The sequence below is a fragment of the Azospirillum oleiclasticum genome (genome assembly GCF_013423485.1).
In the GTDB taxonomy this organism is placed as follows: domain Bacteria; phylum Pseudomonadota; class Alphaproteobacteria; order Azospirillales; family Azospirillaceae; genus Azospirillum; species Azospirillum oleiclasticum.
On the sequence record NZ_JABFFR010000007.1, the window covers coordinates 209344 to 230483 of the forward strand.

The following is a 21140-nucleotide window of genomic DNA, read 5'->3' on the forward strand; positions in this document are numbered from 1 at the left end:
GTGATCGTCCTCGGCCTCACCGGGTCGATCGGCATGGGGAAAAGCACCGCCGCGGCCATGCTTCGGCGGATGGGGGTGCCGGTCTGCGATTCCGACGCGATCGTGCACCGGTTGCTCGGACGCGGCGGCGGGGCCGTGAGCGCGATTGGAGCGGCGTTTCCGGGCGTCGTCGTGGATGGGGCGGTCGACCGGCGGGCGCTGGGCGCCCAGGTCTTCGCGAACCCACCGGCCCTGCGACGGCTGGAGGCCATCGTCCATCCCCGCGTCCGTGCGGCTCAGGGGCGTTTCCTGCGCAACGCCGCGCGGCGGCGGACGTCGGTGGTGGTGCTGGACATCCCCCTGCTGTTCGAATCCGGTGGCGACCGCCGGGTCGACCGCACGGTCGTCGTCTCCGCCCCGGCGTCGGTGCAGCGCGCGCGGGTGCTGGCGCGGCCGGGAATGACGGCGGAGAAGTTCGCCGGCATCCTGGCGCAGCAGGTGCCGGACGGTGAAAAGCGGCGGCGGGCCGACCATGTGATCGCGACCGGCCTCGGCCGTGCGGTCACGCGGCGGGGGCTGCGCCGGGTGCTGAGGGACGTGAAGGGACGGCGCGGCCGGCAATGGCCGCCGCGCGGCTATCAACCGGGACGGGGAAACCATGCGTGAAGTGGTGCTGGACACCGAGACCACGGGCTTCAAGCCGGACGAGGGGCACCGGTTGGTCGAGATCGGCTGCATCGAGCTGGTGAACCACGTGTCCACCGGCAACCGCTACCATGTCTACATCAACCCGGAACGGCCGGTGCCACCGGATGCGGCTGCCGTGCATGGCTTGACGGACGAGTTCCTGGCCGACAAGCCGGTCTTCACCGATGTCGTGCAAGCCTTCGTCGAGTTCATCGGCGACTCGAAGCTGGTGATCCACAACGCCGCCTTCGACATGACCTTCCTGAACTGGCAGCTCAAGGAGTGCGGCTATCCGACGATGCCGATGGATCGGGCCATCGACACGCTGGCCATGGCGCGCAAGAAGTTCCCCGGCTCCCCCGCCACTCTGGATGCGCTGTGCAAGCGCTTCGGCGTCGACAATTCCGGCCGCACGCTGCACGGCGCGCTGCTCGACGCGCAGCTCCTGGCCGATGTGTATCTGGAACTGCTCGGCGGACGGCAGGCCGGGCTGGCGCTTGCGGCCTCCGGCACATCGAAGGGCGGCCCGGCGGTGGCGCGGGTCGATCGGCCCTTCCGCCCGGCGCGACCCCACCAGCCCCTGGCGGAGGAGCTGGCCGCCCATGACGGGCTGGTGAAGGCGCTCAAGAACGCGATGTGGGCGCAGGAGTAAGGCGGGTCGGGGCGGTGGGTTCCATCGCCCCGCTGCGTCCTGCCGTTAAGGCACCAGGATGGTCGACCCCGTCGTTCCCCGCGACTCCAACGCCCGGTGCGCGTCGGCCGCGTCCTTGAGCGGGAAGGTCTGGCCGATGCGGATGGTCACGCCGCCGCTGTTCACCACATCGAACAGGTCGGCGGCCGCGGCCATCAGGTCCTCCCGTTTCTGCATGTAGACGAAGAGCGTCGGGCGCGTGACGTAGAGCGAGCCCTTGGCCGCCAGCAGCTGGAGGTCCAGCGGCGGCACCGGGCCGGACGCCGCGCCGAACAGCGCCATCAGACCACGCGGCGCGAGGCAGTCCAGGCCGTCCATGAAGGTGGTCTTGCCGACGCCGTCATAGACGACGGGAACGCCCTTCCCGGCGGTGATGTCCTTCACCCGCTCCAGAAAGGATTCGCGGGTGTAGACGATGGGATGGTCGCAGCCGTTGGCGCGGGCCAGTTCGGCCTTCTCGTCGGTGCTGACGGTGCCGATGACGGTGGCGCCCAGGTGCTTGGCCCACTGGCAGAGGATCTGCCCCACCCCGCCGGCGGCGGCCTGCACCAGGATGGTGTCGCCAGGCTTCACGACGTAGGTCTGGCGCAGAAGGAACTGCGCCGTCAGGCCCTGCAGCATCATGGCCGCGGCTTGCCGGTCCTCGATCCAGCTCGGCAGCGGGATCAGCTTGTCGGTCGGCATCAGCCGCACCTCGCTGTAGGCGCCGATTGGGCCGGTGCAGTAGGCGACGCGGTCGCCGGCTTTGTACTCCGTCACGTCGGGGCCCACGGCCTCGACCACCCCGGCACCCTCCAGACCAAGGCCGGACGGCAATGGCACCTTGTAGGCGCCCGTCCGGTGATAGGTGTCGATGTAGTTCAAGCCGACGGCGGTGTGGCGCAGTCGGACCTGACCGGGGCCGGGCTCGCCGACCTCGACCTCCTCCCAGCGCAGGACCTCGGGTCCGCCCGTTTCGTGGATGCGGATGGCGTGCACCATGGCTCTTGTCTCTCCCTGTGGAACCGGCGCTTCGAGGCCGGCTCTGTGGTACCGGTGTCGACCATGCCCCCGCCGGTTGGGTGTGGTCAATCCGGGGCCGGGCCGTCGTGCCGGCGCTCGAAGGCCAGCAGCCACGCCTTGGTGTCCAGCCCGCCGGACCCGGAATAGCCGCCGGGACCGGCGCTGCCGACCACCCGGTGGCACGGAATAACGATGGGAAGCGGGTTTGCCCCGCAGGCGCCGCCGACCGCCCGTGGGGCCGACACGAGCGCGCGGGCGATGTCGCCATAGGTGGCGGTGCGGGCGTAGGGGATCGCCTGCATCGCCGCCCATACCCGTTGACGGAACGCGGTGCCGGCTGGGCGCAAGGGCACGGTGAAGCCCATGCCGCGCCCGGCGAAATAGGCGTCAAGCTGGCGGGCGGCATCGTCCAGCACGGGATCCGGCTCCTCCCGGCTGGCACGCCCCCAATCCAGCGCCACCAGCGCCCCCGCGAAGGACGTGAGCGCCAGCGGCCCCAAGGGGCTGTCGATCGTCTTCAGCCCCATGGCGTCACCGGCCCCGCAAGGCCGCCACAAGGTCCGCCGGATCGGTGACCGGCGGCGAACAGGTCGGCCCGACGCAGACATAGGCGGTAGGCCGACCCTCCCGCTGCCCCTTCCCCGCCGCCGGATGCCCGGCCGGCAAGGCTTGGTCGGGTGTCACGCGCATCAGGATGCGGTTGGGCACGGAGGGCCCGAGGGCTGCCCGTCGCAGGTCCGCGGCGGCGGGGTCGGCGGGATCGCCGACGATCACCACCTGCACCGGCCTGGTCAGCAGCTCCACCCCGTTCAGCAGGGTGGAAAGCGGGAAGAAATTGCGCGTCAGTTCGCCGGAGAAGGCGGCGATGAGGGCGTCGGCCCGCTCGCGGTAGGCCTCCTCCCCGGTGAGGGCGTGGAGGCGGGCCAGCACGCCGACCATGGTGCCGTTGCCGGCCGGCACCGCGGCGTCGTGGGCCGATTTGGTGCGGACGATCAGGTTGGCCGCGTCGTCCGCGGTGTAGAAATAGCCGCCGCGCGCCGTGTCCCAATGATGCCGGTCGAGCACCGCCACCCAGCCCCGCGCGTGGTCGAGCGGCGCCGCATCGCCGGTCGCCTCGAACAGGAACAGCCCGGCCCGCGCCATCTGCGCCAGATCGTCGAGCGTGCCGAGGTGTTTGAGCTGCCCGTCCCTCCAGGCGTGGTGCAGGCGCCCGTCGCGCTGCATGCGCTCCACCACAAAGTTGAAGGCGCGCTGCGCCGCCGTGATCCAGGAGTCCTCGCCGAACACCGCGCCAGCGTTGGCGAGCGCCGCGATCATCAGCCCGTTCCAGTCGGCCAGCACCTTGTCGTCCCAGCCCGGCCGCACACGCCCCTCCCGCGCCGCCAGCAGGACCGCGCGCAGGGCGGCGAGCCGCTCCTCGGTCGCCGTGTCTTCCAGCTCCAGGGTCTGCAGGCGGTTGAGGATGTTGCGGTGTTCCCAGTTTCCACCGGCGCTGACGTCGTAGACACGCTTGAACAGCGGGGCGTCGGGCCCCAGCAGCCGGTCGACCTCGGCCTCGGTCCAGACATAGAAGCGCCCCTCCTCCCCCTCGCTGTCGGCGTCGAGGGTGGAGGCGAAGCCGCCGCCGTCCGCGATCATCTCGCGCAGCAGCCAGCCGACCGTCTCCCGGCAGCGGGCCTCGAGCAGTGGCTCCCTGGTTTCCTGCCAGACGGTGGTCATCAGCTCCAGGAGCTGGGCGTTGTCGTAGAGCATCTTCTCGAAATGCGGGGCCAGCCACTCGTCATCGACGGAATAGCGGGCGAAGCCGCCGCCGAGATGATCGTAGATGCCGCCCTGCGCCATGTGCGTCAGGGTGGTGATCACCGCCTGCCGGAACGGGTTGCGCCCGGTGCGCAGCCAGGCCCGCCAGAACAGCTCGAAGATGGGCACCTGCGGGAATTTCGGCGCGCTGCCGATGCCGCCGCGGAAGCTGTCGACCTCGCGCACCAGCCGCTCGGCCACCTGATCGAGCACCGCCACGTCGACGGCCCCGGCCGCGTGGTTCTCCGCCAGCGACTCCAGCGCCTCGCGCAGGGCGGTGACGTTGCGGCCGATCTTCTCCGGGTCGGCGCGGTAGGTTTCGGCCACCCCGCGCAGGACGTCGGGAAAGCCGGGACGGCCGTAGCGGCTGGAGGGCGGGAAGTAGGTGCCGCCCCAGAACGGCTCGCCACCGGGGGTCAGGAACATGGTCAGAGGCCAGCCGCCGGGCTGGCCCAGCAACGCCAGGGCCGACTGGTAGATGTGGTCCACGTCGGGCCGCTCCTCCCGGTCGACCTTGATGTTGACGAACAGCTCGTTCATCAGCCCGGCGATGGCCGGATTCTCGAAGCTCTCATGCGCCATCACGTGGCACCAGTGGCAGGCGGCGTAACCGACGGACAGCAGGATCGGCTTGCCCTCCCGCCGCGCCCGCTCGAACGCCTCGTCGCCCCAGGGCATCCAGTGGACGGGGTTGTCCTTGTGCTGGAGCAGGTAGGGGCTGGTCTCGCGGTGCAGCAGGTTGGCGGACATGGGATGATCCTTGTTCGGGCCGGTCGCCGCGGCGGCCGGCGGTGCCCGGATAACCGCATGGGGGTGCCGGCGTTGCGCCCGGACAGCCCATCTGTATAGTGGGACATGGGCCGGGGTGGCTCACAATCCCTATATTCACCGCTCCCACCTGGCCGCAAGGGGTATCGCCCCATGAAGATCACCATCGACATCGACTGCACGCCCGACGAGGCGCGCACCTTTCTCGGATTGCCGGACGTCAAGCCGATGCAGGAGGCGATGATGCGGGAAATCCAGCAGCGGATGACCGCCAGTCTCAACGCGATGGATCCGGAATCGATCATGAACACCTGGCTTCCCGCCGGAATCCAGGGCATGGAGCAGCTTCAGAAGATGTTCTGGTCGCAGTTGGCCGGAGCCATGGGACAGGACGGCAAGAAGTGACGGACGAGACGCCTTTTTTCTCAGCCCACGTGTTCGTGTGCACCAACCAGCGACCGGCGGGACACCCGCGCGGAAGCTGTGCCGACAAGGGTTCGGAGAAGCTGCGGGATTACATGAAGGCGCGCGCCAAGGAGCTGGGCATCGCCGGTGCGCGCATCAACTCCGCCGGCTGCCTGGATCGGTGCGAGCTCGGGACCACCATCGTCGTCTACCCCGACGGTGTTTGGTACAGCTGCCGGTCCCGCGCCGACGTGGACGAGATCCTGACGACCCATCTGGTCGGCGGCCGTCCGGTCGAACGCTTGATGCTCACCAACGACCAGCGGGAGCTTCGTCCGGAGCAGGTCGGCTGAGGCGTCCAGTCCCGTCATGAGCGTCACCATCTTCGCCCTCGCCACTGCCCCCGGCCGCGCCGGCGTGGCGGTGGTTCGCGTTTCGGGACCGGCCGCAGGGGATGCGCTGCGGGCGTTGACCGGTCGCCCGCTTCCCAGGCCGCGTATGGCGACGCTGGTGCGCCTGGCCGATCCGGTGGGCGGAGAGACGCTGGACGATGCGCTGGTGCTGTGGTTCCCCGCGCCTCGGAGCTTCACCGGAGAGGATGTCGCCGAGCTGCATCTGCACGGTGGCAGGGCGGTCGTGGCCGGGGTCATCGAGGCGTTGGGGTCTGTGCCCGGCCTCCGCCCGGCCGAGCCGGGGGAATTCACACGCCGGGCATTCGAGAACGGGAAATTTGACCTGACCGCCGCGGAGGCGGTCGCCGATCTGGTCCATGCCGAGACGGCGGCGCAGCGGCGGCAGGCGTTGCGGCAGATGGCGGGCGCGCTGGGGACGGTGTACGAGGGATGGCGGTCGCGCCTCCTCCGCGCCCTCGCGCACCTGGAGGCGGACATCGACTTCCCGGACGAGGATCTGCCCGGCGGCGTCCCGGACGCGGTGCGGCCGGTGATCGAGGCTTTGGCGGCGGAGGTGGCCGCCCATCTGGACGATCGGGGGCGCGGCGAGCGGTTGCGGGACGGCATCCACGTCGCCATCGTCGGCGCGCCGAACGCCGGGAAATCGAGCCTGCTGAACGCGCTGGCGGGCCGCGAGGCGGCCATCGTCTCGGCCCGTGCGGGCACGACGCGGGACGTGATCGAGGTGCATCTGGATGTCGGCGGCTTCCCGGTGGTCCTTGCCGACACCGCCGGTCTGCGCGAAGCCACCGACGAGATCGAGGAGGAGGGGATCCGCCGGGCGTTGGACCGTGCCGACCGGGCCGATGTGAAATTGGCGGTGTTCGACGGGACGAGCTGGCCGGCTTTGGACGAAGCGACGCTCCGGCTGATCGATCGGGATTCCATCGCGGTGGTGAACAAGGTCGATGTGTCCGGGCCGGTGTCCGGAATCCTGGCGGGTCAGCCGCTCGTTGCCGTGTCGGCACGAACCGGGGCTGGCCTGCGGTCGCTTGAGGAGCGGCTGGCCACATTCGCGGATGAGCGATTGGCCGGCAGCGGGACGCCCGCCCTGACCCGGGCACGGCACCGGTCGGCGCTGGAGGAGTGTCACGGCGCGCTGCTCCGCTCGCTGTCCGCCGTGCTGCCGGAGCTCGCCGCCGAGGATGTCCGGATGGCAGCGCGGGCGTTGGGTCGGATCACCGGGCGGGTGGATGTCGAGGATGTGCTCGATGTGATCTTCCGTGACTTCTGCATCGGCAAGTGATGTTTCACGTGAAACACGACGGGAAGTCCGGGCTTGGCCCGCTGGGCCGGCTCGGGTAAAAGGACCGCATGCGACGCTTCGATGTCATCATTGTGGGTGCCGGCCACGCCGGTTGTGAGGCCGCCGCCGCCGCCGCGCGGATGGGTGCCGACACGCTGCTGCTCACCCACAAGCTTTCCACCATCGGTGAGATGTCCTGCAACCCCGCCATCGGCGGCTTGGCGAAGGGGCATCTGGTCCGGGAGATCGACGCGCTCGATGGCGTCATGGCGCGCGTCATCGATCGCGCCGGCATTCAGTTCCGCATCCTCAACCGCAGCAAGGGACCCGCCGTCCGCGGCCCGCGCGCCCAGGCCGACCGCAAGCTCTACCGGCAGGCGATGCAGGCCGTTCTGGCCGAGCAGGTGAACCTGACCATCGAAGGCGTTGGGGTCGAAGACCTTGTGGTCGGTGCGGACGGCACCCTGTCCGGGGTGGTCACCGCGGCGGGTGAGACGATCGCGGCCGGTGCCGTGGTGCTGACCACCGGCACTTTCCTGCGTGGCCTGATCCATGTGGGCGAGGAGCGCACACCGGCCGGGCGGGTTGGCGAGGCACCGTCCATCGGCCTGTCGGAGACACTGGGGCGGCTTGGCTTTCCGCTCGGGCGGCTTAAGACGGGCACGCCGCCGCGGCTTGATGGGCGCACCATCGACTGGGCGGCGCTGGAAAAGCAGCCGGGCGATCACCCACCCCCGCCCTTCTCCTATCTCACGGAGCGGATCGACACGCGGCAGGTGGATTGCGCCATCACCTGGTCCACGGCCGAGGCGCACGCGCTGATCCGGGCGAACCTGCACCGGGCGCCGATGTATTCCGGCCAGATCCAGGGCACCGGCCCCCGCTACTGCCCATCCATCGAGGACAAGGTGGTGCGCTTCGCCGACAAGGAGCGCCACCAGATCTTCCTGGAGCCGGAGGGGCTGGACGACGACACCGTCTATCCCAACGGCATTTCCACCTCCCTGCCCCGCGACGTCCAGCTCGCGGTCATCGCGTCCATGCCCGGCCTGGAGCGCGCCGTCATGCTCCGCCCCGGCTACGCCATCGAGTATGACTTCGTCGATCCGCGGGAGCTGGGTCCGACACTGGAGACACACCGCGTCCCCCGCCTGTTCCTGGCCGGACAGATCAATGGCACCACCGGTTATGAGGAGGCGGCGGCGCAGGGCCTCATGGCCGGCATCAACGCTGCGATCACGGCGGGCGGCGGTGGCGAGGGCTTCGTGCTCGATCGCGCCGAGGCCTACATCGGTGTCCTCATCGACGATTTGATCACGCGCGGCACCAACGAACCCTACCGCATGTTCACATCGCGTGCCGAGTACCGTCTCGTGCTGCGGGCGGACAACGCGGACCAGCGGCTGACCCGACGCGGCATGTCGGTCGGCTGCGTGGGGTCGGCGCGTGCCGAGGCGTTCGAGCGGAAGGCGATGGCGCTCGACGCGGCTCGGGCGCTGGTGCGCACGCTTCAGGCGACGCCGGCGGAACTGTCGCGTCGCGGTGTGGCCGTCAATCAGGACGGCGTCCGTCGCTCCGCGGCGGACCTCCTCCGCTACCCGGAGATCGATTTCACCGCCCTCACCCAGCTATGGCCAGAGCTTGGCGAGGTGGCGGCGGACATTGCGGAACAGGTCGAGATCGACGGAAAATACGCCGGTTACCTCGACCGTCAGGAGGCGGACATCCGCGCTTTCCGCAAAGATGAAGCGCTCGGCCTGCCGGCGGATCTCGACGTCGAGTCGATCGGAAGCCTTTCGGCGGAGATCCGTCAGAAGCTGCGGCAGGCTCGTCCCAGTACGCTGGGGGCTGCGGCGCGGATACCCGGCATGACGCCGGCAGCGCTGGTTGCCCTCCTCCGCCACGTGAAGCGCCGCGATGCCCGCGTTGCGGTTTGACGCCGCGGCCTTCCAGGCGGAAACCGGTGTTTCACGTGAAACACTGGACCGTCTCGCCGCCTACGCCGACATCGTCCGCCGCTGGCAGCCGAAGATCAACCTCGTCGGTCCCTCGACACTCGACGATCTCTGGCATCGTCACATGCTCGATTCGGCCCAGCTCTTCCCGCTGCTGCCCGCTGGAACGCGCACCCTGGTGGATCTCGGCAGCGGCGCCGGTTTCCCTGGTCTGGTGCTCGCGGTGATGGGCGTTCCCGACGTCCATCTGGTGGAAAGCGACACGCGCAAGGCGGCCTTCCTGCGGGAAGCGGCGCGGTTGTCGGGAACCAATGTGACCGTGCACGCCCGACGCATCGACGCGGTTCCCGACCTCACAGCCGACGTCGTCACCGCGCGGGCCCTGGCGCCGTTGGCGGAACTGCTTGCGTGGGCGCATCGCTTTGTGGGATCAAGTGGCGTGGCGCTCTTCCCGAAAGGTCAGCAGGCGGAGCACGAACTGGCCGAGGCCGCCCATGGCTGGCGCTTGTCGGTCGATCGCTTCCCCAGCCGCACCGATGCGAACGGCGCCATCTTGCGAGTGAGTGGTATCGCCCGTGCCTGATTCCGTGATTCCGAACACGCTGCGCTCCCCCGCTGGCCCGGAGAACCGCATGACCACCGCCCGTGTGATCGCCGCCCGTGTGATCGCTGTCGCCAACCAGAAGGGCGGCGTCGGCAAGACCACCACCACCATCAACCTCGCCACGGCGCTCGCCGCGGTGGGCAAGCGCGTCCTCATCATCGATCTGGACCCGCAGGGCAACGCCTCCACCGGGCTGGGCATTCCCCGCACCCGCCGGGGTGTCGGCAGCTACGACGTGCTGTTTGACGATGTGGCACTGGAGGACGCGGCCGTTGTTTCGGACGTCCCCAATCTGTCGATCATCACCTCGTCCGTCGATCTGTCGGGCGCGGAGATCGAGTTGGTGGGTGCCACCAGCCGTGAGTACCGGCTGCGGCAGGCGGTCGAGCGTAGCGCCATCGAGTATGATTATGTGCTCATCGACTGCCCTCCGGCGCTGGGTCTGCTGACCCTCAACGCACTGGTGGCGGCGCACGCCGTCATGGTCCCCCTGCAGTGCGAGTTCTACGCGCTGGAAGGATTGAGCCACCTCGTCCGCACCATCGAGCGGGTAAAGCGCAGCTTCAACCCCGCGTTGGACATCCACGGCGTCGTGCTGACGATGTTCGACAAGCGCAACAATCTGTCCGACATGGTGGCGGCCGACGTCCGGGGCTTTTTCGGTGAGAAGGTGTACGACACGGTGATTCCACGCAACGTCAAGGTGTCCGAGGCACCGTCCCACGGCAAACCGGTGCTGCTCTACGACATGCGTTCGTCCGGTGCGCAGGCCTACATCCATCTGGCCGGTGAGGTGCTGCGCCGCGAGAAGAGGCTGACCGCGTGATGGACGAGCCCAAGCGCAGCGAGACAGCCCGTCGGGCGAGCCTTGGCCGCGGCCTGTCCGCCCTGTTCGGCGAGGCGACGGACGACTACACCGCGCTGGACAAGGTGCGCCAGTCCAAGCAGGTGCCGATCGAGTTCCTGCATCCCGGCCGTTACCAACCCCGTCGCACCTTCGACGAGGAGGCCATCCAGGGTCTGGTCGAGTCGGTGCGGGAGAAGGGCATCCTCCAGCCGCTGCTTGTCCGCCGCGATCCCGACTCCACCAACGAGTATGAGATCATCGCCGGCGAACGACGCTGGCGCGCGGCACAGATGGCCGGCCTGCACGAGGTGCCGGTCGTCATCCGCGACCTGTCGGACCGTGAAGCGCTCGAAATCGCGCTCATCGAGAACATCCAGCGCCAGGATCTCACCGCGCTGGAAGAGGCGGAGGGCTACCGCCGCCTGATGGAGGAGTTCCAGCACACCCAGGAGGATCTGGCGAAGGTGGTTGGCAAGAGCCGCAGCCACGTCGCCAACATGATGCGGCTGCTGGCCCTGCCTGACCCGATCAAGGGGCTGGTGCAGGACGGCTCGCTCACCGCCGGTCACGCCCGGGCGCTGCTGACTGTCGACGATCCGGTTTCGGTGGCGCGCGAGGTGGTGAAGCGCGGGCTGAACGTGCGGCAGACCGAGGATCTCGTGCGTGCCGGCGATCCGAAGCCGAAGCGCTCCGGTGGGCGGCCCGCGGAAGCGCCGCTGAAGGACATCGACCTGATGAATCTGGAGGAGGAGATCTCCGCCCGCATCGGGTTGCGGGTGGCCATCGCTCCGCAGGGCGGCAAGCGCGGGACCATCACCATCCATTACCAGACGCTGGACCAACTCGACGACGTCATCCGGCGGCTGGGCGGAAACGAATAGCGGGGGCTGCCCTGCCCCGCTGTCAGCGCCGGATCATCGAGGCGATCTGGAACAGCACGCGGGCGCAGATGGTCTCATCCGGCATGTGGGTGCGCTTCACGTCGGCCTCCGCCTCCACCAGCCGCTCCAGTGCCTGGCGAACCAAAGGCGGCGACCAGCGCCGCACCTGCCCGACGAATCGTCCGCGCAGTTTGTAGAAGACCGGCGGCTTCAGCGACTCGGTGGCGGCCTCGGCGGACTTGCCGGCCGCGGTCAGGGCGACGGCGAGCTGCAGCCGCTGGAAATGCCGCTGTGCGGCGCGCAGGATCGGCACCGGACTGGTTCCCTCCGCGAACAGACGGCCGAGCGCGCGATCGAGCCCGGCAAAGTCGCCGTCGGCGGCCGCCAGCACCGGCTCGTCCGGTTCCATCGAGGCGCTGTCGCCGATGCAGGCCTGGGCGTCGTCCAGGGTCACGCGCTTGCCGCCCATCATGTAGAGCGCCAGCTTTTCCACCTCGCCCCGTGCGACCTTGCGATCGCCGACCAGATTGCCGGCGAGAAAGCCGATGGCGTCGGGATCGGCCGACAAGCCATGCTCGTGCAGCAGATCGGCGATCACGCGGCCGAGAGACGCCTCCTCCTCCACATAGCAGGGGATCGTGACGGCGGCGTCGGCGCCCTCGAACAGAGCCCGCAGCTTGGAACGGGCCGCCAGATCGCCGGCTTCCGCGACGACCAGCGTGTCACCGGGCGGCAGCGACTCGAACAGGCTGGAGAAGGCGGCGGTCGTGTTGTCCTCGGCGTCGCGGATGCGGACCAGACGCCGGCCGCCGGTGAAGGACATGGCGGCGACCTCATCGCTCAGCCGTGCAGGGTCATCGGCGACCGCGCGGCCGAACAGCTCGACCACGCGGAAGGGATCGGCAAGGTCGGGCACGGCGTGGCGCCCCAACTGCTCCGCCCGCTCCTTCACCAGACCCGCGTCTGGGCCGAACAGCAACACCGCCCGGACCTTCGGATCGGGCTTGCGGAGGAAACCGTCGATGGCCTTGCCGGAAAGTTTCACGGGCGCCCTGCTCCGTCGCGGTCGGGCGCCCGGTCAGGTGCCGCTGTTGTTGAGGGTCATCGCGACCCGGTTCGTGATGTCGTCGGCGATCTGGACCAGCGCGCGGTCATAGGCGTTGTCGACCGTCACCACGCTGGCGTACTGCTCTTCCAGGATGTTGTAGCTGATCAGCGCCCGGCTGCTGCCGGTGAACAGCGCGCGTCCCGTCGCGGATTCGATCAGCCGGAAGGGGGCGACGACAGCGAGCTGAGCCCGCTCGGCCGTCGAATCCTTGCGCAGCGCCAACTTTTGTTCGGTGGCGGAAAGCCCGACCTCCAGCCGGTACGGCGACATTGTCGGACGGCCGTCGCGGTAGAAGCGGTCGATCAGGTTGTTGCGGAGCTGCTGCCCGTACCGGTTGGGGATGTTGGTGATCTCGACCTGCGCCAGCTTCTCCGACACACCGGCGCGCGCCGACGAGCTGCCGTAAAGCGGCTGGAAGCCGCAGGCCGCTGTCAGTGCCGCCGCCACGGCCAGGGCGCCGAAGCCCCCGGCCCGGCGCAGCAGGGTCCGCCTAGACAACGACATTGATCACCCGGTTCGGCACGACGATCACCTTGCGCACGGGCTTGCCGTCCAGCGCCTTCACGACGTTGGAATCACCCAGCGCGGCGGCCTCGGCGACGTCCTTGGCGGCGTCGCGCGGCAGGGCGATGGTGGCCCGCAGCTTGCCGTTGACCTGCACCGCGACCGTGATCTCGTCGTCCACCGCCAGCGCCGGGTCTGCCTCGGGCCAGGGCTGGTCGGCGAGCAGGCCGGATCCGCCGAGTCGCTGCCACAGCTCCTCCGCCAGGTGCGGCATCATCGGGCCGATCAGGCGGACGGCCGTCTCGTAGCCCTCGCGCAGCACCCAACCCTCGCCCTCGCCGCTGCCGTCGATCTCACCGAGCGCGTTGGTCAGCTCGCGAATGCGCGCCACCGCCTTGTTGAAGCGGAACTTCTCGAGATCGTCGGACATCCCGGCGATGGTCTTGTGGATCAGGCGGCGGGTGGCGTTGCCGCGATCGGAGAACGGACCGGTCATCGTCTCGTCGGCACCGGGCAGCGCCACCGGCGGCTCGGTCACCATGCGCCAGAGGCGATTGATGTAACGCCAGGCACCGTCGATGCCGGCCTCGGTCCACTCCAGGTCGCGCTCCGGCGGGCTGTCGGACAGCATGAACAGACGGGCAGCGTCGGCGCCGTAGGTGCCGATGATCGCCGCCGGGTCGACCACGTTCTTCTTCGACTTCGACATCTTCTCGACGCGGCCGACCGTCACCGGACCGCCGTCATCGACCCGCAGCAGAGCCCCCGACTCGGACTTCGCCACGTCGGCCGGCGACAGCCAGCCGCCGGTGCGCGCGTCCTTGTAGGTCTCGTGGTTGACCATCCCCTGGGTGAACAGGCCGGCGAAGGGCTCCGGCAGCTCCATATAGCCGCACTGGCTGAGCGCCCGCGTCCAGAAGCGCGAGTAGAGCAGGTGCAGCACCGCGTGCTCGATGCCGCCGATGTACTGGTCGACCGGCAGCCAATAATCCACCGACGAGCGCGTGAAGGCCTGATCCTCCACCCGCGGGGAGCAGAAGCGGGCGAAATACCAGGACGACTCGATGAAGGTATCGAAGGTGTCGGTCTCGCGCGTCGCCACCCCGCCGCAGGTCGGGCAGCGCGTGTGCTTCCAGGTCGGGTGATGGTCGAGCGGGTTGCCGGGCTTGTCGAAGGTCACGTCCTCCGGCAGCACCACGGGCAGATCCGACTCGGGCACCGGCACCACGCCGCAGGACGGGCAATGGATCACCGGGATCGGGCAGCCCCAATAGCGCTGCCGCGACACGCCCCAATCGCGCAGGCGGTAGACGGTCGTCCGCTCCCCCTGCCCCATCTCCTCCATGCGGCGGCCGACCTCGTCCTTGGCCGACTCGGCGTCGAGTCCGTCCAGGAAACGTGAATTGCGCAGCACGCCGGGGCCGGTGTAGGCCTCCCCCTCCACCACGAAGGCGGCGGGATCGGTGTCGGCCGGGATCACCACGGGCCGCACCGGAAGCCGGTACTTGTTGGCGAAGTCGAGGTCGCGCTGGTCGTGCGCCGGGCAGCCGAAAATGGCGCCCGTGCCGTACTCCATCAGCACGAAGTTCGCGACGTAGACCGGCAGCGCCCAGCTCTCGTCGAAGGGATGGACGACGCGCAGCCCGGTGTCGTAGCCGCGCTTCTCCTGCGTCTCGATCGCCTCTTCCGAGGTGCCGACGCGGCTGCACTCCGCGATGAACTCGGCGAGCACCGGGTTGCCGGCGGCCAACTCCTGCGCCAGCGGGTGGTTGGGGGAGATGGCGGCGAAGGAGGCGCCGAACAGCGTGTCCGGCCGGGTGGTGAAAACCTCCAGCCCGTCGTCACGGCCGCTCAGGCGGAAACGGAACCGCAAGCCGGTCGACCGGCCGATCCAGTTCTCCTGCATGATCCGCACGCGGTCGGGCCAGCGGTCCAGCCCCTTCAGGGCGTCCAGCAGCTCGTCGGCGAAGGCGGTGATCTTCAGGAACCACTGCGACAGCTTGCGCTTTTCCACCAGCGCGCCGGTACGCCAGCCGCGGCCGTCGATGACCTGCTCGTTCGCCAGGACGGTGTTGTCGACCGGATCCCAGTTGACCCAGGATTCCTTGCGGTAGGCGAGCCCCTCCCTCAGGAAGTCCAGGAACATCTTCTGCTCGTGGCGGTAATACTCCACGTCGCAGGTTGCCAGCTCGCGGCCCCAGTCGATGGACAGGCCCATCGTCTTGAGCTGGCCGCGCATGGTCGCGATGTTCTCGCGCGTCCAGACGGCGGGGTGCACCTTCTTCTCCAGCGCCGCGTTTTCCGCCGGCAGGCCGAAGGCGTCCCACCCCATCGGGTGCAGCACGTTGAAGCCCTTGGCCCGCTTGTGCCGGGCGATCACGTCACCGATGGTGTAGTTGCGCACGTGCCCCATGTGGATGCGCCCGGACGGGTACGGGAACATCTCCAGGACGTAGTATTTCGGACGCGAGGCATCGTCGACGGCGGTGAAGCAGCCCTGCTGCTCCCAGGCCGTCTGCCACTTCGCCTCGGTTTCCTTGACATTGTAACGCGACATGGCGAGGCCGTGAATTCTGGATCGTTCCGGGTGGGAGCGGTTGCGACGGCGCTCAGCGTGACGCCGTCTGCGCCACGCGGAGCTGGCGCGCGCGGGTGAGGATCGCGTCCTCCAGCGTGCCCGCCGTCTCGCCCGACACGCCGGCGTCGCGCCAGTCGTTGCCGGCGCGCTGCTGGCGGAACACCGATACGCGCACCCCGTCGGCCCGCAGCTGACGGTCGAGGATGTACAGGTTCACCTTGAACCGCTCACCCGGGGAATCTGGCGGGGAGTACCAGTCGGTCAGGATCACCCCGCCGAACGGATCGGCCGAGACGATGGGCATGAAGGACAGGGTGTCCAGCGAGGCCCGCCACAGATAGCTGTTGACGCCGATTCCGCCGCCGCTGTTGTCCTGCGCGCCCTGCTTCTTGTTGCCGCCGAACAGGTTGATGCCCCCCTCCGCGCCGAGGATGCTGCCGTACTTCTTCTGATCCTTGAAGACCTGGTCCTGCATCGTCTCGGTCTGGCCCCCCCAGCCCGAGCAGCCGGCAAGGGCAAGAACCGCCGCGATCAGGGCGGGGCGAAGGCAAGAGATTCGGGAAGCGCGCATCGTTGATCGGCTCGATAAACGGAGGAATTGGCCACGCCATCGGCGGCGACCATCGCGCCGCTGAAAAGACCATAAAACAACGTCCCCACGCAACATCTCATGCGCTGCCGAAAGGCTGTGCAGCCACGCCGCGCCGCAGCACAAACTGTGATCACATCGACACACTGTTCCATCAACGCAGCAGCAATGGTGTTTCTGGCTTGCTGGCGGGGAGGGAGGTGCGTAGGACATTCCCAGCCAGGACGTTAACCCGGCTGAATTTACTGCTGCCAGGATGGAGGCAACATCATGAATCGTTATCTGCTGGCGGGCTGCGCCGCCGTTGCTCTCGGGTTGGGAAGCGGCGCGGCCCAGGCTCAGGCGAAGTTCGAAGTGCGCATCGGCGGCGACGCCTATTTCGAAGCCGGTTACATCGATCAGGACAATGATCAGAACCTGCGGGACACCGAGTTCCGCAACCGCTTCCGTCTGAACATCGTCCCGTCGGCGAAGGCGGACAACGGTCTCGAGTACGGCGGTCGCATCCGTATCCGTGCCAACTCCGCGGATCGCGGCATGGACGCCGACCGCGCCCTGATCTTCGTGGCCGGCAGCTTCGGCCGCGTCGAACTCGGCACGCGCAACAGCTTCAACGACGACGCGTACATCGTCCGTCCGATCGACTACCAGTTCCTGGGCATCTACGACTCGGCCGTGACCTGGGCCACCTCGAACAACTCGACGGCTGGCACCACCAAGCTGTCCACCCTGTCGTTCGGCAACCTGCCGACCAGCGGCTCGGGCGCCACCAATGCGCAGGATGACGTCGAGTCGAAGATCGTCTACATCTCCCCGCGCTTCTCGGGCCTCCAGCTCGGCGCGTCCTACGCTCCGCGCGTCGGCGGCTCCGACTCCGGTGCGACCGTCTTCCGCACCGAGGACGACGGCACCCTGCAGGACGTCTACGAAATCGGCCTGAACTACAAGGGCGAGTTCTCGGGCGTCACGCTGGCCGGTTCGGCCGGTTACATCGGCGGTTCCTACGAGGATCTCGGCACCACCCGCTACGAGGACCTGAGCGGCTTCCAGGTCGGCGCGCAGATCGGCTACGCCGGCTTCGTGCTGGGCGGCGGCTACGTCTGGTACGGCGAGTCGGGCCAGGTCAAGACCGCGGGCTTCAAGGACGACTACGAGGTCTGGAACATCGGCCTGCAGTACACGACCGGCCCGATCCAGCTCGGCGTCGGCTACACGGCCGGTTCGGACGCCGGCAACCCGGCGCTGTCCGGCGATCGTTCGCAGGACTACCTGTCGGTTGGCGCCAGCTACACCGTCGCCCCGGGCCTGCGCGTCCAGGCCGAGTACGCCTACGTGAACTTCGAGGTCAACGACGCCGGCACGGCGTCGGCCAACCGCGAAGTCGAGTCGAACGTCTTCATCCTGCGTTCGGTTCTGTCCTTCTGATACCGGTCTCCACCGGTTTTCGGGTGCAGCGGCGGCCTTCGGGCCGCCGCTGTTTTTTTTGGTCCGGGTTTGCCCGTTATTTGGGCGGTTGGTGCAGTGTTGCAGCAGGTCGTGATTTCGCTGCCACAGTGCCGGGGATCCATTGCAGTGCGATGACGAGTGGTCTTGCCGCGTCCGATGCAGCCGGATACAGCTTGTGGCGAGACAAAGAACAACCCGGCGCAGCACGCCGGCGTTCCTCCGAAAGGTTAGACCGCCATGAAGCACATCCTCCTCGCCGGCTGCGCCGCCCTCGCCTTCGCGTCCCTCACCGGCACCGCCGCCGCCCAGTCCAAGTTCCAGGTCCTGATCGGCGGTGACGCCTACTTCCAGGCCGGTTACATGGACGACGAGAACACCGGCGAGAACCTGCGCGACACCGAGTTCAGCAACCGCTTCCGCCTGAACGTCATCCCGTCCGCGAAGGCCGACAACGGCCTGGAGTATGGCGGCCGCATCCGCATCCGCGCCACCAACAGCAACCGGTCCCTGGATTACGACCGCGCCTACATCTTCGTCCAGGGCGGCTTCGGCCAAGTCCGTCTCGGCACCCAGGAAGGCGCCAGCTCGGAGTGGGGCATCATCGGTCCGGTCGGCGACTGGGGCACCTTCGGTGGTCCGGACGGTTTCTGGATGGACTTCGTGGCGGACATCAACGACCTGCCGGTCCAGGCCCAGGGTGACCTGCGCACCTACACGTCGCAGACCCGCAGCAGCAGCGTCCTCTACCAGTCCCCGACCTTCGCCGGCCTGTCGCTCGCGGCCTCCTTCACCCCGGTGGTCGGCAACAACGGCGCGTCGGTTGCCCGCACCGAGATCACCGGCGACAGCGACCGTACCCTGAACTTCAAGAACGTCTACGAAGTGGGTCTGGTCTACTCGGGCGAGTTCAGCGGCGCCACCGTGGAAGGCAGCGCCTTCTACAGCGGCGGTGAAGCGCGTGACGGTGCCGTCGGCGTCGGCTTCGAGGACCTGTCTTCCGTCCAGGCGGGCCTGCAGGTCGGCTACGCCGGCTTCAAGGTCGGCGGCTCCTACTCCTGGGCCGGCGACAGCGGTTACGAGAAGAGCCTCGGCGTCGTCAGCACCGAGGACACCTACACCTGGATCGCCGCCGCCCAGTACCAGTTCGGCGCCTTCACCGTCGGCGGTTCCTACACCTACTCGCAGGATCCCGGCTCGACCTTCATCACCGGCAAGCGTGATCTCGACCTGTGGCAGGCCGGCCTGACCTACCTGGTGTCGCCGGGCCTGACCGTCGGTCTGGAGTACACCCACTACGACGTGGACAACAAGGAGATCGGCGGCACGCCGGATCGCGACGGCAACATCGTGATCCTGCAGACCTGGCTGACCTTCTGATCCGGGTTCGATCCGGTCTTGTCAACCGGAGGGCGGCGGAGCGATCCGCCGCCCTTCGTGTTTCAGCGTTACTTCTTCGCGGCGGCGCTGGCGTCGCAGATCAGCAGCATGACGGCATCGGCCACCGGCGCCCACACCATCATCAGCCGCTTCTTCGCCTTGTCGCCGACGATCGGCACCGAATTGGGGCTTTCGAGCGACGGCGCCTTCACCTGGGTCAGCTTGTAGCCGCTCTTTTCGACCGCGTTCATGGTGGTGTCGACGATCTCGCTCAGCCGGGACTGGTCGCCCTTCTTGAACTCCCAGCCATAGACCTCCAGCCCCTGGCAACGCCGGCCGTTGTCCTTGGCCGCCTTGCCGATGAATTCGCCGTACATCTCGCTGGCCTCCAGCGGGTAGGGCTGGATCGGGAAGGCCACACCGGCCAGCGGGGAGCGTGCCGCCTTGGTCTCGCTGGGTTTCGGCGCGGGCTTGGCCGTCCCTTGGGCCGTTCCCTGGGCGAGCGCCGGGCCGGCGAGCGCGGCCGAGACGAGCAGGGCGAGCATCAGAGCGCGCATGGGCGTGAACTCCTGGGACACTTGCGTTACGGTTCCCCGTCCGTTACCACGCCCGGCCGCCCGCTGTACACCATGGCCGAGACCACCACCGGGAGCCGTTCCGTGACCGCGCAGCACACCGCATCCCCTGACCGCGACTCGATCACCATCCGCCTGGACGAGGTCCGCCGCACCATTGCGGAGGCCTGCGCCGACTGCGGCCGACCGGCCGCCCAGGTGGCGCTGGTCGCCGTCTCCAAGACCCACCCCGCGGAATCCGTGGCCGAGGCGCTGGCTGCCGGGCAGCGAATCTATGGCGAAAACCGGGTGCAGGAGGCGAAGGCCAAATGGCCGGAGCTGCGCGCGCGCTTCCCCGGAGTCGAGCTGCACCTGATCGGGCCGTTGCAGACCAACAAGGTCAAGGACGCCGTCGCGCTGTTCGACGTCATCGAGACGCTCGACCGGCCGAAGCTGGCGGAGGCCATCGCGGCGGAGCAGGCGAAATCCGGCCGCCGCCCGCGCTGCCTGATCGAGGTGAACACCGGCGGCGAGGCACAGAAGGCCGGGATCGCCCCGACCGAGGTTGACTCCTTCCTTGCCGCCTGCCGCGCGCTGGATCTGGATGTGGTCGGCCTGATGTGCATCCCGCCGGTGGACGAGGAGCCGGCGATGCATTTCGCCCTGCTGTCCGACCTTGCCCGCCGCAACGGGTTGCCGGTGGTCAGCATGGGCATGAGCGGCGACTATCCGACCGCAATCCGCTTCGGCGCCACCCATGTCCGCGTCGGCACCGCCATCTTCGGCGCCCGTCCCGTCCTGCCCGCGGCGGGCGGCTGACGCCGCGCCGTCACCCTCGCGCGGCCGACCCCAGCATGGCGAGGCCGCCCACGAACAGCAGGCACAGCACGATGCGGCGGAAGGCGACGTCGTTCAGCATCCGGTAGAGCCGCGCGCCAACCAGTGCCGCCACCAGCAGCACCGGCAGCATCATGGCGAAGATCCCGGCGTGACCGGTGGTGATGGTGCCGTTCAGCAGATAGGCCGTCGTCGTGCTGCCATGCATGGCGAGGTTGAAGACCTGCAGGGTGCAGCGCAGCCGGTCTTTCTCCCATCCGCGCAGCACGCCCCAGATGGTGGGGGCGGGGGCGGACAGGCCGGCGAAACCGCTCATGACGCCGCCAACGAAGCCCGACACCAGATCGGCGGCCCGGCCGCCCCAGCGGTCGATGCGCGGCGGCCGGCGGACCAGCAGCATGAAAGTCGAATAGGCCACCATCACGCAGCCCACCGCCAGGCGGAATTGTGCCGGGTCGATTGTGGTCAGCGCCGCCGCCCCCAGCGGCACGCCGCAGACGCCGCCGATCAGGATCGGCGCCAGCAGCCGCAGGTCGGCCCCCGCCCACGCTGTGCGGATGGTGATGAGCTGGGCCACCAGCGAGCCGAAGATGACGAGCGGGGCCAGCATCGCCGGCTCCAGCACCCACACCCAGACGCTGAGCGCCACCATCCCGAAGGCGAAGCCGGACAGCCCGCACACGAAAGCGGCGGCGGCGCTGCCGAACAGCACGACCGCGATGGTCTCGACACTCATGATGCGCGCTTCATCCGGGTTTCGCTGGCGGGGTTTCGCTGGCGGTGGGGAATCGTTTGATGTGCGAACGGATGGTACGGGGGCCGGGTGTCAC

The 21140-nt window shown here is 68.7% G+C and carries 21 protein-coding genes; 12 read left to right on the plus strand and 9 right to left on the minus strand.

Going from position 1 to position 21140, the window contains the following annotated elements:
* Window positions 1-645, plus strand: a complete 645-nt coding sequence (gene coaE, locus HL658_RS11055) for a dephospho-CoA kinase (RefSeq protein WP_180281999.1) — start codon at window positions 1-3, stop codon at window positions 643-645.
* Window positions 638-1318 carry a DNA polymerase III subunit epsilon gene (dnaQ, locus tag HL658_RS11060; RefSeq protein ID WP_180281998.1) on the plus strand — a complete coding sequence of 227 codons (681 nt, stop codon included), beginning with the start codon at window positions 638-640 and terminating at the stop codon, window positions 1316-1318. Before coaE ends, dnaQ begins: the two co-directional genes overlap by 8 nt.
* 45 nt (window positions 1319-1363) lie before the next feature.
* Here dnaQ and HL658_RS11065 read toward each other — a convergent pair whose 3' ends face one another.
* The 3 genes from HL658_RS11065 to HL658_RS11075 all read right to left on the minus strand — a co-directional run bounded on the left by HL658_RS11065 (window position 1364) and on the right by HL658_RS11075 (window position 4909).
* A complete protein-coding gene (locus HL658_RS11065; protein ID WP_180281997.1) occupies window positions 1364-2338 on the minus strand; it encodes a quinone oxidoreductase family protein in 975 nt (324 codons plus the stop codon).
* Window positions 2339-2424: 86 nt separating this feature from the next.
* Window positions 2425-2886, minus strand: coding sequence for a methylated-DNA--[protein]-cysteine S-methyltransferase (locus HL658_RS11070; RefSeq protein WP_180281996.1), 462 nt, complete (start codon window positions 2884-2886; stop codon window positions 2425-2427).
* A 4-nt stretch (window positions 2887-2890) separates the two neighbouring features.
* Window positions 2891-4909: a thioredoxin domain-containing protein gene (locus tag HL658_RS11075; protein WP_180281995.1), complete on the minus strand. Its 2019-nt coding sequence runs from the start codon at window positions 4907-4909 to the stop codon at window positions 2891-2893.
* Window positions 4910-5080: 171 nt separating this feature from the next.
* Between HL658_RS11075 and HL658_RS11080 the strand changes: the two genes are divergently transcribed.
* From HL658_RS11080 to HL658_RS11110, 7 genes are all read left to right on the plus strand, one after another.
* Window positions 5081-5332, plus strand: coding sequence for a DUF6489 family protein (locus HL658_RS11080; RefSeq protein ID WP_180281994.1), 252 nt, complete (start codon window positions 5081-5083; stop codon window positions 5330-5332).
* Between the two features lie 113 nt (window positions 5333-5445).
* Complete coding sequence (locus HL658_RS11085; protein WP_425485329.1) at window positions 5446-5685, plus strand: (2Fe-2S) ferredoxin domain-containing protein; 240 nt, start codon at window positions 5446-5448, stop codon at window positions 5683-5685.
* Window positions 5686-5701: 16 nt separating this feature from the next.
* Window positions 5702-7030, plus strand: coding sequence for a tRNA uridine-5-carboxymethylaminomethyl(34) synthesis GTPase MnmE (mnmE, locus tag HL658_RS11090; protein ID WP_180281992.1), 1329 nt, complete (start codon window positions 5702-5704; stop codon window positions 7028-7030).
* Between the two features lie 68 nt (window positions 7031-7098).
* Window positions 7099-8967 carry a tRNA uridine-5-carboxymethylaminomethyl(34) synthesis enzyme MnmG gene (gene mnmG, locus HL658_RS11095; RefSeq protein ID WP_180281991.1) on the plus strand — a complete coding sequence of 623 codons (1869 nt, stop codon included), beginning with the start codon at window positions 7099-7101 and terminating at the stop codon, window positions 8965-8967.
* On the plus strand, window positions 8948-9568 hold the full coding sequence (gene rsmG, locus HL658_RS11100) for a 16S rRNA (guanine(527)-N(7))-methyltransferase RsmG (protein WP_180281990.1): 621 nt from the start codon (window positions 8948-8950) through the stop codon (window positions 9566-9568). The genes mnmG and rsmG overlap by 20 nt, the downstream gene beginning before the upstream one ends.
* Window positions 9569-9617: 49 nt before the next feature.
* The gene (locus HL658_RS11105) at window positions 9618-10415 is read left to right on the plus strand and encodes a ParA family protein (RefSeq protein WP_180281989.1); all 798 of its coding nucleotides are present in this window, start codon (window positions 9618-9620) and stop codon (window positions 10413-10415) included.
* Entirely contained in the window at window positions 10415-11317 is a 903-nt protein-coding gene (locus HL658_RS11110) for a ParB/RepB/Spo0J family partition protein (RefSeq protein WP_180281988.1), read from the plus strand. The genes HL658_RS11105 and HL658_RS11110 overlap by 1 nt, the downstream gene beginning before the upstream one ends.
* A 22-nt stretch (window positions 11318-11339) precedes the next feature.
* On the opposite strand, the gene holA is transcribed toward HL658_RS11110, so the two are convergent.
* From holA to HL658_RS11130, 4 genes are read right to left on the minus strand one after another with little or no spacing between them, the layout of a single operon-like run.
* Window positions 11340-12362 (minus strand): DNA polymerase III subunit delta, encoded by a 1023-nt coding sequence (holA, locus tag HL658_RS11115; RefSeq protein ID WP_180281987.1) that lies wholly within the window; start codon window positions 12360-12362, stop codon window positions 11340-11342.
* Window positions 12363-12395: 33 nt separating this feature from the next.
* Complete coding sequence (gene lptE, locus HL658_RS11120) at window positions 12396-12923, minus strand: LPS assembly lipoprotein LptE (RefSeq protein ID WP_246337471.1); 528 nt, start codon at window positions 12921-12923, stop codon at window positions 12396-12398.
* Window positions 12916-15486: a leucine--tRNA ligase gene (leuS, locus tag HL658_RS11125; RefSeq protein WP_180281985.1), complete on the minus strand. Its 2571-nt coding sequence runs from the start codon at window positions 15484-15486 to the stop codon at window positions 12916-12918. Before leuS ends, lptE begins: the two co-directional genes overlap by 8 nt.
* Window positions 15487-15538: 52 nt before the next feature.
* Window positions 15539-16078 (minus strand): DUF3576 domain-containing protein, encoded by a 540-nt coding sequence (locus tag HL658_RS11130; RefSeq protein WP_180281984.1) that lies wholly within the window; start codon window positions 16076-16078, stop codon window positions 15539-15541.
* Window positions 16079-16366: 288 nt separating this feature from the next.
* On the opposite strand from HL658_RS11130, the gene HL658_RS11135 reads away from it, so the two are divergent.
* On the plus strand, window positions 16367-17521 hold the full coding sequence (locus HL658_RS11135) for a porin (protein WP_180281983.1): 1155 nt from the start codon (window positions 16367-16369) through the stop codon (window positions 17519-17521).
* A 258-nt stretch (window positions 17522-17779) separates the two neighbouring features.
* Window positions 17780-18919, plus strand: coding sequence for a porin (locus HL658_RS11140; RefSeq protein ID WP_180281982.1), 1140 nt, complete (start codon window positions 17780-17782; stop codon window positions 18917-18919).
* Window positions 18920-18987: 68 nt separating this feature from the next.
* Here HL658_RS11140 and HL658_RS11145 read toward each other — a convergent pair whose 3' ends face one another.
* Window positions 18988-19476 carry a hypothetical protein gene (locus tag HL658_RS11145; protein WP_180281981.1) on the minus strand — a complete coding sequence of 163 codons (489 nt, stop codon included), beginning with the start codon at window positions 19474-19476 and terminating at the stop codon, window positions 18988-18990.
* Window positions 19477-19578: 102 nt separating this feature from the next.
* Between HL658_RS11145 and HL658_RS11150 the strand changes: the two genes are divergently transcribed.
* On the plus strand, window positions 19579-20292 hold the full coding sequence (locus HL658_RS11150; RefSeq protein ID WP_343055060.1) for a YggS family pyridoxal phosphate-dependent enzyme: 714 nt from the start codon (window positions 19579-19581) through the stop codon (window positions 20290-20292).
* Window positions 20293-20302: 10 nt separating this feature from the next.
* Here the strand turns inward: HL658_RS11150 and HL658_RS11155 are convergent, their stop codons facing one another.
* Complete coding sequence (locus HL658_RS11155; RefSeq protein ID WP_180281980.1) at window positions 20303-21046, minus strand: sulfite exporter TauE/SafE family protein; 744 nt, start codon at window positions 21044-21046, stop codon at window positions 20303-20305.
* Window positions 21047-21140: the final 94 nt, after the last annotated feature.

Excerpts from the sequence above, each read along its gene's own strand:
- HL658_RS11075 (WP_180281995.1), bottom strand. The coding sequence starts at position 4,909 with ATGTCCGCCAACCTGCTGCACCGCGAGACCAGCCCCTACCTGCTCCAG.
- HL658_RS11145 (WP_180281981.1), bottom strand. The coding sequence starts at position 19,476 with ATGCGCGCTCTGATGCTCGCCCTGCTCGTCTCGGCCGCGCTCGCCGGC.
- leuS (WP_180281985.1), bottom strand. The coding sequence starts at position 15,486 with ATGTCGCGTTACAATGTCAAGGAAACCGAGGCGAAGTGGCAGACGGCC.
- HL658_RS11135 (WP_180281983.1), top strand. The coding sequence starts at position 16,367 with ATGAATCGTTATCTGCTGGCGGGCTGCGCCGCCGTTGCTCTCGGGTTG.
- mnmE (WP_180281992.1), top strand. The coding sequence starts at position 5,702 with ATGAGCGTCACCATCTTCGCCCTCGCCACTGCCCCCGGCCGCGCCGGC.
- HL658_RS11155 (WP_180281980.1), bottom strand. The coding sequence starts at position 21,046 with ATGAGTGTCGAGACCATCGCGGTCGTGCTGTTCGGCAGCGCCGCCGCC.
- HL658_RS11070 (WP_180281996.1), bottom strand. The coding sequence starts at position 2,886 with ATGGGGCTGAAGACGATCGACAGCCCCTTGGGGCCGCTGGCGCTCACG.
- HL658_RS11065 (WP_180281997.1), bottom strand. The coding sequence starts at position 2,338 with ATGGTGCACGCCATCCGCATCCACGAAACGGGCGGACCCGAGGTCCTG.
- dnaQ (WP_180281998.1), top strand. The coding sequence starts at position 638 with ATGCGTGAAGTGGTGCTGGACACCGAGACCACGGGCTTCAAGCCGGAC.
- HL658_RS11110 (WP_180281988.1), top strand. The coding sequence starts at position 10,415 with ATGGACGAGCCCAAGCGCAGCGAGACAGCCCGTCGGGCGAGCCTTGGC.
- HL658_RS11105 (WP_180281989.1), top strand. The coding sequence starts at position 9,618 with ATGACCACCGCCCGTGTGATCGCCGCCCGTGTGATCGCTGTCGCCAAC.
- HL658_RS11080 (WP_180281994.1), top strand. The coding sequence starts at position 5,081 with ATGAAGATCACCATCGACATCGACTGCACGCCCGACGAGGCGCGCACC.
- rsmG (WP_180281990.1), top strand. The coding sequence starts at position 8,948 with ATGCCCGCGTTGCGGTTTGACGCCGCGGCCTTCCAGGCGGAAACCGGT.
- HL658_RS11140 (WP_180281982.1), top strand. The coding sequence starts at position 17,780 with ATGAAGCACATCCTCCTCGCCGGCTGCGCCGCCCTCGCCTTCGCGTCC.
- mnmG (WP_180281991.1), top strand. The coding sequence starts at position 7,099 with ATGCGACGCTTCGATGTCATCATTGTGGGTGCCGGCCACGCCGGTTGT.
- HL658_RS11085 (WP_425485329.1), top strand. The coding sequence starts at position 5,446 with ATGAAGGCGCGCGCCAAGGAGCTGGGCATCGCCGGTGCGCGCATCAAC.
- HL658_RS11130 (WP_180281984.1), bottom strand. The coding sequence starts at position 16,078 with ATGCGCGCTTCCCGAATCTCTTGCCTTCGCCCCGCCCTGATCGCGGCG.